Consider the following 14662-nt stretch of genomic DNA (forward strand, 5'->3'; position numbering starts at 1 on the left):
AGAGAGGAGGCGCAATAATATTTCGCGACACGCTCCGCAAGTGCTATTTGTCGCGGCATGCAGGGGCTTTTCGGCGCGCTTCGCTCCGACTATATCCGTCGGGCAGATTTCCAAGGAGGCGGGCATGTCCGAGACGAAGAAAACCAAGGTTCTGATCATCGGTTCCGGCCCTGCCGGCTACACGGCGGCGGTCTATGCGTCGCGTGCGATGCTCGAGCCGGTTCTGGTGCAGGGCATGCAGCCGGGCGGCCAGCTGACCATCACCACCGAGGTCGAGAACTGGCCCGGCGAGAGCGAGATCCAGGGCCCCGAGCTGATGGTGAAGATGGAAGAGCATGCCCGCGCGATGGGCACCGAGATCATCATGGATATGATCACCGAGCTCGACACGTCGAAGCGCCCCTTCGTTGCAAAAGGCGATTCGGGCACGACCTACGAGGCTTCGGCGGTGATCCTCGCCACCGGCGCGCAGGCGAAATGGCTGGGGCTCCCCTCGGAAGAGAAGTTCAAGGGCTTCGGCGTCTCGGCCTGCGCGACCTGTGACGGGTTCTTCTATCGCGGCAAGGAAGTCGTGGTGATCGGCGGCGGCAACACCGCGGTCGAAGAGGCGCTGTTCCTGACCAACTTCGCGTCCAAGGTGACGCTGATCCACCGCCGCGACACGCTGCGTTCGGAGAAGATCCTGCAGGAGCGCCTGTTCAAGAACCCCAAGGTCGAGATCGAGTGGAATCACACGGTCGAGGAAATCCTCGGCGACGAAAATCCGCTGGGCGTGACCGGCGTGCGCGTGAAATCCACCGCGGACGGCTCGGAGAAGGTGATCCCCTGCGACGGGTTCTTCGTGGCGATCGGCCACGCGCCTTCGTCGGAACTGGTCAAGGACAGCCTGAAGATGCAATCGGGCGGCTATGTCTGGGTGGAGCCGGGCTCGACCCGGACCTCGCAGCCGGGCATTTTCGCGGCAGGCGACCTGACCGATCACACTTATCGTCAGGCGGTCACCTCCGCCGGCATGGGCTGCATGGCCGCGCTCGACGCCGAGAAATTCCTCGCCGAGCAGGGCGAAGCCGAGTGATCTCTTTCCACGGCACGGTCTGGCGGATCCTCTCTGCCGATCGTGCCGAAGATGCTTGCGAACCGGCCCGCCATCCGGAGGGCCGGTTTCATCGTTCCGGGCAGGTAGCCCTTTATGCCTCGCTGAGTGCCGAAGGCGCTGGCGTAGCCCTGCGGCGTTACGTGCGGACCAGCGATCCGCCGCGGGTGATCGTTCCGTTGCAGATCACAGCGCAGGCGGTGGACGACCTGCGAGGCACGCCCGATCAGGCGGCGGCGTCGGCGGTCTGGCAGGATGAGAGGGCGAGCGGCGCGCCCTCGTCCACTTGGCACTTCTCGGATCGAGCGCGGAACAGCGGCGCGCAAGCGATGCTCTATGCGTCGCGCTCGCGCCCCGATCTGAGCCATCTCGTGCTGTTCGAGGTTACCCCCGCGACGGTCCGGCAGCTTGCCCCCGCGAAGGTCTGGCAGCCGCCCTACCCTATCCCGTCTGCGTGAAGCGTCATTGCATGGTCGCCTGCCTCCTTTAGTGTGAAGGCAACCGAAAGGAGGCCTCTCATGCGCTGGCGCGGGGTCAATCACGTCGAATTTTCGGTGCTCGACTATGAAAGGTCGATCGCCTTCTACGATGCGATGTTCGGATCGCTCGGATATAAGAGCTTCTGGACGCTCGATATCGGATATCGGTCGACCTATTACATGGCGCGCTTCCCGATGCCGCATTCCTATATCGGAATCCAGCCCGCGCATTCCGGCAAGAAGCTGGATCATGACGCGCGGGCGGTGGGCATACATCACATCGCGCTCTGGGCGAAGTCGCGCGCCGAAGTGGATGCGTTTCACCGAGATTTCCTGATCCCGCGCGAGCTGTCGGTGACCGACGCCCCGCAGGAATATCCCGTCTATGCGCCGGGCTATTACGCGGTGTTCTTCGACGATCCGATCAACGGCATTCACTGGGAGCTCGCACATATCCCGCGCATTCCGGGCCTTGGTGCGATCCGCCGGTTTCGCGCGGCCCTGAGAGCCGCGCAGAAAGAGCATCCGGAATGGGATGGCCCGCCCGAGAAGATCGCCTTTCGCGAGCTGCCCGGGCGGCGCTGAACTTCGGCGCCGATTACGCCAGGTGGCTGAGGAAGGCGTCGATTTCCTCGGGCGTTGTGGCCCAGGAACAGACCAGACGCGCGGCCAGAAGCTCGTCTTCAGGGCCTTCCAGCGACTGATCGAAAGGCCAGAGATAGTAATAGGCCCCGGCCGCATTCGCGCGCTTATGCGCCCCGCGCGGCAAGGCGGCGAAGACCGCATTGGCCTGCGTCGGGTGGATCAGCTTCGCGCCCTCGATCTGGCCGATGCCTTCCGAGAGTTTGCGTGCCATTTCATTTGCATGCCGCGCGGTCTTCAACCACAGATCATCGGCCAGATAGGCCTGCATCTGGGCCGCGAGGAAGCGGTGTTTCGAGAAAAGATGGCCACCGCGCTTGCGGCGCAGCTCGAATTCCCAAGCGCGTTTGGGATCGAAGATCACCACCGCCTCAACCGCCATGCAGCCGTTCTTGGTGCCGCCGAAGCTGAGCACGTCGACGCCCGCCTTCCACGTCATCTCCGCAGGAGTGCAACCCGCAGCGACCAGCGCATTGGCAAAACGCGCGCCGTCCATATGCACCGGCAGATGGTAGCGGCGTGCGACATCGGTCAGCGCCTTCACGTCCTCGGGCGAATAGACTGCGCCTGCCTCGGTCGAGTTGGTGATCGAGACCATGCCGCGCTGCACGTTATGGATACCACCGCGGCCCGTGTGCGCGATGGTGCGCGCCAGCGCGTCGGGGTCCATCTTCGCATCCGGCCCGTCGACGAGAACCAGTTTCGAGCCGTTGGTGTAGAATTCCGGCGCGCCGCACTCGTCTTCCTCGATATGGGCGTTGCGGTGGCAGAAGATCGCGCCCCAAGGATCGGTCAGCACCGCACAGGAGAGCGCATTGGCCGCCGTCCCGGTCGCGACCAGATAGACACGCGCTTCGGGTGCCTCGAAGATCTCGCGGATCTTCGCCTGAACGCCCTCGGTGATCGGATCGTCGCCATAGGAATGCAGATGACCCTCATTCGCGGCCGTGAGGCCCTCGAGAATGGCGGGATGGGCGCCGGACGTGTTGTCGGAGGCAAAATTCATGAGAGATCCTCGATCGTGTATTCGTCCCACTCGTCTTCGGGCACTTCGAACTCGGGCACGGTCCAGCCGCGCACGCTCTCCCCGGCCTCATGGACCGTCTCGCGCGAGCCCGAGATCAGGTAGTGCCAGTCGTGTAGAGGTTTGTCTTCGAAGCGCAGCCGGTAGGCGCAGGTCGCGGGCATCCAATAGGCGATCTTGTGGATCGTCTTGGGGCTCAGCGTCACGCATTCAGGGACGAACTGGTGGCGAATGTCATATTGCGTGCAGCTGCAGCTCTCACCATCGAGCAGCCGGCAGGCGACGCGGGTGAAGACGACCTCGCCCGTATCCTCGTATTCGAGCTTGTTCAGGCAACATTTGCCGCAGCCATCGCACAGCGCCTCCCATTCGGGGGCGGTGAGCTTCTTCAGCGGCAGTTTCCAGAACTCGGGGCGCAATTTGGTCATGGCGCGGAAAATGGGGCAGCGGCGGGGAAATGGAAAGGGCAGATCGGCGTATCGTGAGCGGATCTGCGATTTGGACATGGCGGGACGGGCAGACCGACGACTTTTGGCGCGGGGCGACCAGCCCCGGGCCGCGCCCGACCTCCCCCCGGGAGGGCGCATTGGCGAGGGAGTCGCGGTTCACGCGTCATTCGGGCTTGTGAGATAAAGCGCCCAGCCACTGGCGACATAAAGCGCCCACCCGAGGTCGGGCGCGGCCCTCAGCGCTCCGCCAGAATCTCCCGCGCGCGGACGCAATCGGCATCCATCTGCGCGACCAGCGCCTCGAGCCCGTCGAACTTCATCTCGGGACGCAGGAATTCGACCAGCGCGACCGAGACATGCTCGCCATAAAGGTCGCCTTTGAAATCGAAGACATAGGTTTCGAGGTTCGGGGTGTTCTCGCCGAACATCGGACGCACTCCGAGGCTCGCCGCCCCCAGATAGCTACCCTTGTAGGGACCGGTCAGCACGTCGAACTTCACCGCATAGACGCCAAGCTTGGGCAGATGCAGCCCGGCCATCGACATGTTCGCGGTCGGATAACCCAGATCGCGTCCGCGCTTGTCACCGTGGAGCACTTCGCCCTCGATCCGGTGCAGGTGACCCAGCATCGCGGCGGCATCCTCGGGACGGCCCTCGGCCAGCGCGGTGCGGATCGCGGTCGAGGACGCCTCGACCCCCTCGACATGCAGAAGCGGCGCGACGGTGACCTCGAAGCCGTATTTCGCGCCCAGCTCCGTCAGCATCGCCACGTCGCCCTCGCGCCCCTTGCCGAAGCGGAAATCGCCGCCCACCGCGACATGGGTCACGCCCAGACCTTCGGCCAGCACCTCGCGGGCGAACATGTCGGCGCTCATATCGGCCAGTTCGTCGTTGAAGGGCAGCTCATAGAGGCGATCGACGCCGAGCTTGGCGAGCCGGTTGGCGCGCGCCTCGGGGTTCATCAGCCGGAACGGCGGCAGGGTCTTGCCGGCGCGCGCTGCGAAGAATTCGCGCGGATGGGGTTCGAAGGTAATGACGCCCAGCGGCGCATCTTTCCCGCGCGCCTGATCGATCACCGATTGATGGCCGAGATGGATGCCGTCGAAATTGCCCATCGCGACGGAGGCCCCGCGCGAGGATTTCTCCAGCGATTTCCAAGTGGTCAAGCGTTTCATCCACCCCGCCCTCCGGCGAGGTCGCCGGGTCAGTCGAACTTGCGCGAGGGCGCCAGAACCAGCGCCTCGCCTTTCACGACCACCGTATCGCCCACCGCGCAGTGGGTTTCAAGCGTGACACGGCGACGCGAATGGTCGATCGCCGTGACCTTGACCTCGGCGTAGACCACATCGCCCGGGCGCACGGGGGCCATGAATTTGAGCGACTGGCCCAGATAGACCGTGCCGTGACCGGGAAGCTGCTCGCCGATCACCGCCGAGATCAGACCCGCGGTCAGCATGCCATGCGCGATTCGACCCTCGAAAATGGTGTCTTGCGCATAGGCATCGTCCAGATGGACCGGGTTATGGTCGGTGGAAACCTCCGCGAACATCTCGATGTCGCGGTCGGTGACCTCCTTGCGGAGGTAGCGCACCATGCCGATTTCCAGATCTTCGATGCAGATCGTGCCACGGGGCAGGTTGTCGAGCATATCCATAGGTCCCAGCCGGAAGTTCATGTTGCACTGCGGCATAGCACATGCGGCAGAGCACAGGCAAGGCGCCTGCGCAACTTTTTTACCCTACCGAGACAAAAGTCGCAACAAAGTTACGTAGGGAATTCGATGCTCCGCTCAGGTCAGTTGCCCCATGCTGTAGAGTGGATCGCGCTGACGCGCCTCCAGCCAGGTGCGCAGCAGCTCCGGATTGGGGTTCTGCGGATCGGCGCCGAACTGGTCATGCGCCAGACCGCCGGTGATGAAGAGGCAATCCATCCCCTCCCCCGCGGCGCCGGCCACATCGGTATTGATCCCGTCGCCGATGGCGAGGATGCGCGCATCCTCCGCGCCGCCCAGACGGCTCAACTTGCGCCGCGCGAGATCGTAGATCGGCGGATGGGGCTTTCCGAAATACATCGCCTCGCCGCCCATTTCCTCGTAGAGCGCGGCCAAAGCGCCTGCGCAATAGATGCGCTTGTCGCCCAGATCCACGACGATATCGGGGTTCGCGCAGAGCATCGGCAACTCGCGCATCTTCGCCAGCAGGAATTTCGGGCGGTAATCCTCGGGAACTTCGTTCACCTCGTCGAAGGGACCGGTGCAGACGATACCCTCTGCATCGTCGAAATCGACGCGAGTGATCTCGGCTTGCCCCTGCCATTCTTCCGGCACCTCGGTGAAGAAGCCGTCATCCTTGGATGGCCCCAGATGCCAGACCTTCTTGCCAACGGCGCCCGCGAACATCGCATCCTGCGCGGCATCGCCGGAAGAGACGACGAGGTCATAGGCGTCGCGCGGACAGCCCAGCTTGTCGAGTGACTCCATCACGAACTTCGACGGACGCGGCGCGTTGGTCAGGAGGACGACCTTGCCGCCCTTCGCGCGAAACGCCTGCAGCGCCGCGACAGCCCCGGGGAAAGCCTCGACCCCGTTATGCAGGCAGCCCCACAGATCGCAGAACAGCGCGTCATACGAGTCGGAAATCTCGGAGAGAGAAGAGATGATGCGGGTCATATCGGCCTTTCGTCAGCAGGGTTTGGCGCGGTCCGAAGCCTCGGCCTGCGGGACCTCGCTCGCTTACCGAGGCTATATGGCACGGGCGTGACGGAAGGCAAAGCGGCGCACCGCTCAGTTCGCGTCCGAAACGACCCCGTAACCGTAACCATAGGCATAGCCATATTCGGGGGCCGCGAAGCGGAACTTGTTGACCACGACGCCCATCACGTTGGTACGCTCGGCCAGCTCGCGCTCGCAGATGTCGATTTCCCGGATCGTGGTCTCTTCGGTCGCGGCGATGATCAGCACGCAATCGACATGGGCGGCGAGCGAGAGCGTATCGTCGCTGACAAGCACGGGCGCGGTGTCGAAGATCATAAGGTCGGGGGCGTAGATAGCCTCGATCCGCTCCAGCGCCTCGGTCGCGCGGCGCGACTGGATCAGCTCGGCCGGGGTCGCGACCGGTTTGCTGTTTGCTCCGATCGCGAGGTTGGCGCCCAGACGCAGCGCGTGATCGGCGAACTCGGCTTCCCCTGCGAAGACGTCGGAAACCTGCGGGCCGCGCGGCGCGTCGAGCAGTTTAAGAAGCGAGGGCTTGCGGAAATCGGCCTCGATGAGCAGGGTGCGCCGCTCTTCTTGCCGTGCGAGGCTCAGCGCGAGATTGAGTGCGACGGTGGATTTCCCGCAGCCTGCCGAGGGCGAGGTGATCGCCAGCCGCCGCCAGCCATTGGCCCGCATCTGCTGCACGATCTTCGTGCGCATCAGGTCGATCGGGGCACTCTCGGCGCTGCTGTCGGGACTGACGATGCGCTTGCCGCGCAGTCGCCCGAGGTTCGGGGCAATCGGCGTCAGCGCCTGCCACGCGTCCGCGGTGAGACTGTCACTGCCCTGATACGCTGGCGCGCGCGCGGCAGGCTCGAACGCCGTACGCCCGGTGCGGGCGGCCCGGGCCTTGGCAATCGCATCTCGAAGTCTTTCGGCCATCTCGCTCTCCTTGCCTCAGAACAGCCGGTCTAGCGGCATGTAGAACGCGCTGAACAGCACCACGACCGCGATGAACGCTGCGCCGACCATCGAGCCGGAGACCGCCACCTTGCGGCGACGGCGGCGCGCGTCTTCGGGCGCGCTCAGATAAGGCAGCGTCGCGAAAGCCGCGATGCCCAAATGGCGCTGCAGGTCTTCGGGGCGACGGATACCGGTGCTGAGCAATTCCTTCAGCGCGATCGCGACGAGGCCGAGCAGTAGCCCCACTCCGACCCCGGCCAGCGCCAGCGTCTTGCGGTTGGGTTTCACCGGCTCGCCCGGTGCCACCGCCTGATCGATCACGGTCAGCTTCTCGCCCTTGGCCAGCGACTCGATCGTGTCGCCCGTCTCGGCCACCGCGCGCGCTTGCACGGCGCTGTCGTACTGATCAGCGAGATTGTCGTGATCGCGGCGCAGCGCTTCGAGCGCCGATGCATTGGCGGGCACTTTCGCCATGGCTTCGCGAAGCTGCGTCATCTTCAAGTCAGCGGCCTCGCCCGCAGCCTGCGCCACGAAAAGCGCATCGGTCAACTCGCGCAGACGGTTCTCGAAGGCCGACTTCGCTTTCGGCAGCGGTAGCTGTGCCTGCTGCGACAACTCCTGAATTTGCGCCCCCAGCGCCGCGAGGCGCGCGTCATCAGCGGGCAGAAGAGGTTTGAGCGCGTCGCGCTGCGCTTCCAGCCGGGACAGTTCGCGGGCTGCGGGCGGGTAGATCGCGTCGCGGTCGACCTTGCGCCCTGCCGCCTCGCGCAGGCGCACCAGCCGGTCGATCTCCGTTTCGGTCTCGTTCACATGCGCGAGCCGGGTCTCCGCGTCCGCCTGCACCGCGGCGAGACGGTCGCGAAGCAGCGGCAGCTCCTCGGGCAGCGCGTCGCCGTTCTCCTGCTTGAACTGCAAGATCGCAGCGGAGGATTTCGACAGCTCCGCCTCCAGCCGATCCACCTCGCGCGAGAAGAAATCGAGCGTATCGCGCGCGGCCTTGGTGCGAATATCGGCGTCTTCCTTCAGAATGCGCGTCACCAGCTCGTTCGCGACCCGCGCGGCGCGGGCCGGAGCGCCGGCGCGGAAAGACACCGTCATGAAAGTCGCGTCCTTGGGGGCGGAGCGCGATCTGCTCTGCTCTGAAATTTCGATCGCGACCGAATTCTTCAGCGCCTCGAACACTGCGTCGGCATCGCGCGCGCCGGTCTCGGTGCGCAGGTCCGGAAACAGCGCCATCCGACGCGCCATGTCGAGAAGGCTCTCACGCGAGAGCACGCGCTTGCGGATCACCTGCAGCTTGGCGTTGGTATCGGTGTGCGCGGTCGAGGCGGCGAGACGGTCGGGGATGCGATCGCCTTCGACAACCAGAAGCGCCCTGGCCTCGTAGATCGGTGTGATCATCCGTCCGGCCGCCAGCCCGACAAGCGCCCCCAGCAGCACCGCCAGCAAGAGCCAGTGGATCCGCCGGGCGAACAGGGCCGCGTAGAAGCGGAGCTCCCGCATCAGCGCCCTCCCCTGTGCAGAAAGGCGGGCGCGGGCTCCGGCTGTGAGGGACGGGGCGCAAGGCCGGCATGCCCAGCGCTTGCAGCAGAGATCGGCGCGGGTGCGATCACGCGCGGCTTGGCGCGCTGCGTCTCGACCGGGAGATAGAAGACATTGTCCTCGATCACCCTGTCGATGATCTCGCCGGTGACGACCTCCGAACGCGCCGAATAGGCATAGACCATGCCCAGATCGGCCAGCTGGTTCATCAGCCGCGGCAGGCCGCCGCAATGGGCGTGCAGTTTCTGTGCGGCCTCGGGGGTGAATATCTCCCGCGTCGCACCTGCAACCCGCAGGCGATGGGTGACATAGGGCTGCGCGCAATCGGCGGGCATCGGCCCGAGATGGAAGCCGGAAGACACACGCTGCGCGAACTGGCGCAGCTCTGGCCGCGCGATCAGGTCACGCAGTTCCGGCTGCCCCATCAGGATCAGCTGCACCAGCTCGTCTTTGTCGGCGTTGATATTGGTGATCATGCGCAGCTCTTCGAGCACGCCCGCATCGAGGTTCTGCGCCTCGTCGATCACCACCACCACGCGCCGCCCGGCAGCATATTCCTGGATCAGAAGCTGCTGGAACCGATCGTAGATCAGGACGTAATCCTCGCCCGCCTCCACCCGCTGGCCGAGCGAGAGCATGATCCAACGGATCACGTCATCGCGCGAGCCCCGCGCGTTGGAGACCAGAGCGATCGTTACATCCTCGGAGATGGTCGCCATCAGGTGACGTAGCAACGTCGTCTTGCCCGCCCCCACCTCTCCCGTGATGAGCGTGATCGGCGCGCGCGAGAAAAGCCCGTATTCGAGCATCGTCGCCGCGTGCTTGTGCTCTGGCGACCAGAACAGGAAGTCGGGATCGGGCAGCAGCGAAAAAGGTCGCTCCGCCAGTCCGAAGAATTCAGTGTAGATTTCGTTCATGCCTGTACCGGGCCTTTGGCCTCTTGGATTTGCGCCAGTAAGCGGCATCCCCCCGCACTTCGCAAGAATTCGTGAGGAAATCGTGAGAAGTTACGGCCAAACTGTCGCAAAAACGCGTCTATCCCTCGAAAAACTGGCCTTTTAGACAGGGGTAGGATGTTCAAATCTCTTTATAGTTGACGTCGCAGCAGCTAGCCTTCTTGCCAAGCGCCGATCAGAGCGCAGCAGCAGACAGGCAAGACAGATGCCCCGATACCAGTATGCGCGCGCGAGCTGTCTCGCGCTTTGCGCAGCGCTCGCATTGAGCGGTTGCAAGAGTGACGACGACAAGGCCGAGGCCCATTACCAATCGGCCCAGACGCTTCTGGCCGAAGGCGATCCGGTCCGCGCGATGGTCGAGCTGCGCAATGTCTTCGAATATGACGGCACGCATAAGGCCGCGCGGCGCGCCTATGCCGATCTGCTGCTGGCGCAGGGACGGCTGCAGGAAGCCTTCAGCCAGTATCTGCGCCTTCTCGAACAATATCCAGAGACCGTCGATGTCCATCGCATCCTTGCGGAGCTGTCGCTGCGCACAGGCAACCTGCCCCGCGCGCAGGAAGAGGTGGACGCGGTCAAGGAACTCGCGCCCGACGATCCCGGCGCGCAGGCGGTGCAACTTGCGCTCGACCTGCGGGACGCGAACCTGTCGCGCGATACCGCGCGCCGCTCCGAGATCGCAGCGACGGCCGAAGCACTGACCGAAGCGCATCCGGAGATCCTGACCGGCTGGCACGTACTGATCGACGCGCGAAACGCGGAAGGCGATGACGCGGCGACGCTTACAGCCCTCGATGCCGCGCTGACCCGCGACCCGGCGCAATACCGTTTGCAGGTCCTTAAGCTGGAGCTGATCTCGAAACAGGGCTCAAGCGCCGAGATCGGCGCGCAGCTCGAAGTGATGCAGAGGCTGTTTCCCGAGGACACGAAGACCCGCACCGCGCTGATCGCATGGTATGTGCTGCGCGACGATCCGGCGGGGGCCGCGCGCTTCCTGCACAAGCTCACGACCGATCGCGACCGGCAGACGAGCGGCTATCTGGAACTGGTGCGCTTTCTGGCCCGCGCAAAAGGGGCCGACGCTGCGCGGGCGGAACTCGACTCTTTGATCGCGCAGTCGCAGGGCGAGCCGAACGAGGCGATCTTCACCGCGATGCGCGCCGATCTGGATTTTCAGGCGGGTGACCGGGCAGCGGCGCTTGCGCGGATGCAGGCACTTATCACCCGCCATCCCGACAGCGAGGAGATGCGTCAGGTCCGCACCGCTTACGCCCGTATGCTCGACCACGACGGGCAACGCGAAAAGGCGAAGGCCGAGATTGCGGCCATCCTGAAGACCGACCCGACAAACGTCCCTGCCCTGCAACAGCGCGCGACTTGGCGGATCGAGGAAGATCGCACCGATCTCGCGATCACCGATCTGCGCAGCGCCTTGCAACAGTCCCCCGACAACCCGCAGACCCTGACCCTGCTGGGCGAGACCTATCTGCGCGACGGCGCCCCCGATCTCGCGCTGGGGCAGTTCAGCCAAGCCTATGACGCGGCGGGCCGCGCCGCGCCGGAGGCGATCCGCTATGTCGATTTCCTTTTCGCGCACGACCGCGCCAGTGCCGCGCGGACGGTTCTGGCCGAGGCCGTGGAGGTCACTCCGAACAGCCCGGGCCTGCTCAAGCGACAGGCCGATCTGGCGCTGGCCGATCACGACTGGGCACTCGCCCATCGCAGTGCCGACCGGCTCGCCGCGCTTGCCGCGCCGGGCACCGAGGGGTTGGCGCAGTCGATCCGTGCCGCGATCCTCCTCGGGCGCGGGCGAAGCGAGAGCGCGATAGAGACGTTGAAAACTCTGGTGCAGGCGTCCGGCCCCGGCGACGACGGCATCACCACGGCCACGGCAGTCTCCGCAGCGGCGGTCTCGGCGGTGGTGCAGGCGCAACTGGCCTCCGGACGTGGGGCCGAGGCCCGCGCCTATCTCGACGCTCAACTGGAGCAACAGCCCGGTAATCGCGGCTTGCGCCTGCTGGCGGCCAATCTCTCCGCGATCCGGGGCGACACCGATCAGGCGGAGGCGGCGCTGCGCACACTGATGCATGAAGCCCCCGCCGATCCGCGTCCCGCGCGCCAGCTCTATCGCCTGCTTGCGTCCCAAGGGCGCGAAGGCGACGCGCTTGCGGTGATCCAGACCGCTCTGGAGAAGGCTCCGCAGGCCGATCCGGTGCTACTGCTCTACCGGGCGCGGTCGGAAGAGAAATCGGGCCGGTTCGACGCGGCGATCGCGACCTATGACGATCTCTACACGCGCGACAGCAGCGACCTGATTGTCGCCAATAACCTTGCGAGCCTGCTGAGCAGCCATCGCGACGACCGGCCCAGCCTCGAGCGCGCGGCCCGGATCGCGAAACGCTTCCGCGAGCGACCTGAACCTGCCTTCAAGGACACCTATGGCTGGACAGAATACCGGCTGGGAAATTACGGCGCCGCGCGCCCCCTTCTTGCCGCTGCCGCGGCCGGGCTGCCGGAGAACGCGCTGGCGCAATATCACTACGCCGCCGTGCTGATCGCGCTGGAAGAGACAGACCTGGCCGAGGCCGCCTTGCGCGATGCGCTGCGCTTGGCCGGCGCGCCACTGCCGCCCGCCATGCAAGGCGCGCAGGAGCAGCTTGCAGCGTTGACCGGGACCGCGCGGGCGGGCTCGTCGGGCAACACCCCGCGCCGGGCCCCGGACCAGCGCTGATTTTGTCTTTGGATCAAAGCTCTCGCAGGGTAAGCTCATGTGAAAGCGCCGCGTCAGACGGCCTATGAGCGAGCAGTCGAGATGATCACCACGAGCCCCCCTCTGCGCGAGGTGCGTGCCCTGCCATGGGGCACGCTCGGTCTGCTTTCGCTGGCCGTCCTTTCCTATCCGTTCTTCGCATTGGGGCTGGCGAGCCTCGGGGCCGCGTGGTCCACGCCGGAATACAGCCACGGGCCGCTGATCCCGCTGATTTCGCTCTATCTTTTCGCGCGCGAACTGCACCACGCGCCGCTGCAACTGGACGCCCGCCCGCAACGCTGGCAAGGCGTCACGGTGATCGCAGTGGCGCTCTCCCTCGCTGTCTTCGGCGCGCGCGCGCAGATCGCCGACCTCGTGACCTATGCGCTGATTATCTGGACGATGGGCGTGGTGCTGCTGAGCATGGGCTGGCAGGCGGGCAAACGCCATTGGAAGCCGGTGCTGCATCTGATCTTCATGCTGCCGCTGCCGCAGATCCTCTACTGGAAACTCACCATCGCCCTCCAGCTCGTCTCGTCCGAGCTGGGTGTGATGCTGGTGCGCGCCGCTGACATTCCAGTGCATCTGAGCGGCAACGTCATCGACCTCGGCGTCTACAAGCTGCAGGTGGCCGATGCCTGTTCTGGGCTGCGTTACCTCTTCCCGATCCTCAGCTTTTCCTACCTGTTCGGAATTCTCTATCGCGGGCCGTTCTGGCATAAGGCGGTGCTCTTCGCGATGGCCGCGCCGCTGACGGTGTTTCTGAATTCGCTGCGCATCGGCATGGTCGCGATCCTCGTCGACGCTTACGGCATCGAGCAGGCCGAGGGCTTTCTGCATGTCTTCGAGGGTTGGGTGATCTTCGGCGCGGCGATCGCCATCCTCAGCCTCACCGCGATCGGGCTGCAGCGGCTGGTGGCGGAGCCGAAACCGCTCTCCGAGGCGCTCGATCTGGACTATCGCCGCTTTGCGCCTGAGGCACGCCGCTTGCGCAATCTCGCACCGTCGCGCGATCTGGGGCTGGCGTTCGTCCTTACGGGTGTGGCGCTGGCGCTCTGGTCGGGCCTGCCGCAAATGACGACGCTCCCGCCGGAGCGCGCGCCCCTGTCGTCCTTCCCGACGCAGATCGACAGCTGGCAGGGCACGCGCCGCCCGCTGGAGCCTGCGACCGAGCAAGTCCTAGCGGCGAGCGATTATCTCAACGCCGTCTATGCCGATCCCGCTCAGAACGCGCCGGTGAACCTGTTCGTCGCCTGGTATGCCGATCAGAGCCAGGGCGACGGCATCCATTCGCCCGAGGTGTGCCTGCCCGTCGGCGGCTGGGAGGTCAGCGCCTTCCGCCCGCATCGCATCGCCCTGCCCCATCGCGCCCCCTTCGAGGTCAACCGCGCGATCATCACCAAGGGGCTCAACAGGCAACTGGTGTATTACTGGTTCGACGGACGTGGCCGCGCGATGACGAGTGACTGGCGCGCGAAGCTGTCGGTGATCGCGGATGGTCTCACGCGCGGACGAACCGATGGCGCGCTGGTACGCTATGTCACGCCGATCCGCCGCGACGAGGATATCCGCGCGGCCGACCGGCGCCTTACACGTTTCATCGGGCAGTCCCTGCCCAGGCTGAGCGCCTCTATTCCGGAGTGACGGGCCTACGAGCCCAGCGCGACGGTCCCGCCCCAGCAACCCGGGATCGGGTTACGGGTGTCGAAGACGAGCGGACATGTTTCCACGGCTTTGATCGCGCGGTCCACGCGCGCATCTGCCATCGCAGGCGTCAGCCCGATCGCGAGCGCATGGGCCACCGGATCGTAAAGCGAGCGGCCCGTCTGACCGGGCATCGAAGCCGGAGCGGTTTCGCGCAAATCACCCGCGAAAGAAGAGCTGGCCACACCGGTCACAACCAGTGCGGCAAACGCCACCGCCGATGTCCTCCAATGCGCCATACAGGATCCAAGCCGAATGCCGAATGAAACAGCGCGAACCGCAACGCTGCTCGCCCCTTGAGTTTGTGGCGCAATTGGGGCCGCGCGCAACTGGAATCTTGGCGAAAATCAAGCGAAAGTAACGATTTAG

Annotated in this window: 14 protein-coding genes; 5 read left to right on the forward strand and 9 right to left on the reverse strand. The window is 65.2% G+C overall.

Annotation, left to right across the window (positions count from 1 at the left end; translation table 11 throughout):
- The first annotated feature begins 124 nt into the window (after nucleotides 1-124).
- The 3 genes from trxB to B6V73_RS09050 are packed head-to-tail and all read left to right on the forward strand — an operon-like array spanning nucleotide 125 to nucleotide 2157.
- A complete protein-coding gene (gene trxB, locus B6V73_RS09040) occupies nucleotides 125-1075 on the forward strand; it encodes a thioredoxin-disulfide reductase (RefSeq protein WP_088718868.1) in 951 nt (316 codons plus the stop codon).
- A complete protein-coding gene (locus tag B6V73_RS09045; protein WP_088725059.1) occupies nucleotides 1072-1551 on the forward strand; it encodes an RES family NAD+ phosphorylase in 480 nt (159 codons plus the stop codon). The genes trxB and B6V73_RS09045 overlap by 4 nt, the downstream gene beginning before the upstream one ends.
- Before the next feature lie 60 nt (nucleotides 1552-1611).
- Nucleotides 1612-2157, forward strand: a complete 546-nt coding sequence (locus B6V73_RS09050) for a VOC family protein (protein WP_088725060.1) — start codon at nucleotides 1612-1614, stop codon at nucleotides 2155-2157.
- A gap of 13 nt (nucleotides 2158-2170) precedes the next feature.
- On the opposite strand, the gene B6V73_RS09055 is transcribed toward B6V73_RS09050, so the two are convergent.
- The 8 genes from B6V73_RS09055 to B6V73_RS09090 form a co-directional block, all read right to left on the reverse strand.
- Nucleotides 2171-3220, reverse strand: coding sequence for a low specificity L-threonine aldolase (locus B6V73_RS09055; protein WP_088718871.1), 1050 nt, complete (start codon nucleotides 3218-3220; stop codon nucleotides 2171-2173).
- Nucleotides 3217-3666 carry a YcgN family cysteine cluster protein gene (locus B6V73_RS09060; protein WP_075774736.1) on the reverse strand — a complete coding sequence of 150 codons (450 nt, stop codon included), beginning with the start codon at nucleotides 3664-3666 and terminating at the stop codon, nucleotides 3217-3219. The genes B6V73_RS09055 and B6V73_RS09060 overlap by 4 nt, the downstream gene beginning before the upstream one ends.
- 257 nt (nucleotides 3667-3923) lie before the next feature.
- Nucleotides 3924-4862, reverse strand: a complete 939-nt coding sequence (locus tag B6V73_RS09065) for a bifunctional riboflavin kinase/FAD synthetase (RefSeq protein WP_075774524.1) — start codon at nucleotides 4860-4862, stop codon at nucleotides 3924-3926.
- A 29-nt stretch (nucleotides 4863-4891) separates the two neighbouring features.
- Nucleotides 4892-5335 (reverse strand): MaoC family dehydratase, encoded by a 444-nt coding sequence (locus tag B6V73_RS09070; protein ID WP_075774735.1) that lies wholly within the window; start codon nucleotides 5333-5335, stop codon nucleotides 4892-4894.
- 141 nt (nucleotides 5336-5476) lie between these two features.
- Nucleotides 5477-6355, reverse strand: a complete 879-nt coding sequence (locus tag B6V73_RS09075) for a TIGR01459 family HAD-type hydrolase (protein ID WP_088718872.1) — start codon at nucleotides 6353-6355, stop codon at nucleotides 5477-5479.
- Between the two features lie 114 nt (nucleotides 6356-6469).
- A complete protein-coding gene (locus tag B6V73_RS09080) occupies nucleotides 6470-7321 on the reverse strand; it encodes a CpsD/CapB family tyrosine-protein kinase (RefSeq protein WP_088725061.1) in 852 nt (283 codons plus the stop codon).
- 15 nt (nucleotides 7322-7336) lie between these two features.
- Entirely contained in the window at nucleotides 7337-8845 is a 1509-nt protein-coding gene (locus B6V73_RS09085; RefSeq protein ID WP_088725062.1) for a hypothetical protein, read from the reverse strand.
- Nucleotides 8845-9801 (reverse strand): AAA family ATPase, encoded by a 957-nt coding sequence (locus tag B6V73_RS09090; RefSeq protein WP_168174881.1) that lies wholly within the window; start codon nucleotides 9799-9801, stop codon nucleotides 8845-8847. Before B6V73_RS09090 ends, B6V73_RS09085 begins: the two co-directional genes overlap by 1 nt.
- Before the next feature lie 244 nt (nucleotides 9802-10045).
- Between B6V73_RS09090 and B6V73_RS09095 the strand changes: the two genes are divergently transcribed.
- Both B6V73_RS09095 and xrtD read left to right on the forward strand, forming a co-directional pair.
- Entirely contained in the window at nucleotides 10046-12571 is a 2526-nt protein-coding gene (locus B6V73_RS09095) for a tetratricopeptide repeat protein (RefSeq protein ID WP_088725064.1), read from the forward strand.
- An 81-nt stretch (nucleotides 12572-12652) separates the two neighbouring features.
- Complete coding sequence (gene xrtD, locus B6V73_RS09100; protein ID WP_088725065.1) at nucleotides 12653-14233, forward strand: VPLPA-CTERM-specific exosortase XrtD; 1581 nt, start codon at nucleotides 12653-12655, stop codon at nucleotides 14231-14233.
- Between the two features lie 5 nt (nucleotides 14234-14238).
- Here xrtD and B6V73_RS09105 read toward each other — a convergent pair whose 3' ends face one another.
- Nucleotides 14239-14508 (reverse strand): hypothetical protein, encoded by a 270-nt coding sequence (locus B6V73_RS09105; RefSeq protein WP_088725066.1) that lies wholly within the window; start codon nucleotides 14506-14508, stop codon nucleotides 14239-14241.
- Nucleotides 14509-14662 lie beyond the last annotated feature (154 nt).

The sequence above is a fragment of the Thioclava sp. JM3 genome (assembly GCF_002213185.1).
Taxonomy (GTDB): Bacteria; Pseudomonadota; Alphaproteobacteria; order Rhodobacterales; family Rhodobacteraceae; genus Thioclava; species Thioclava nitratireducens.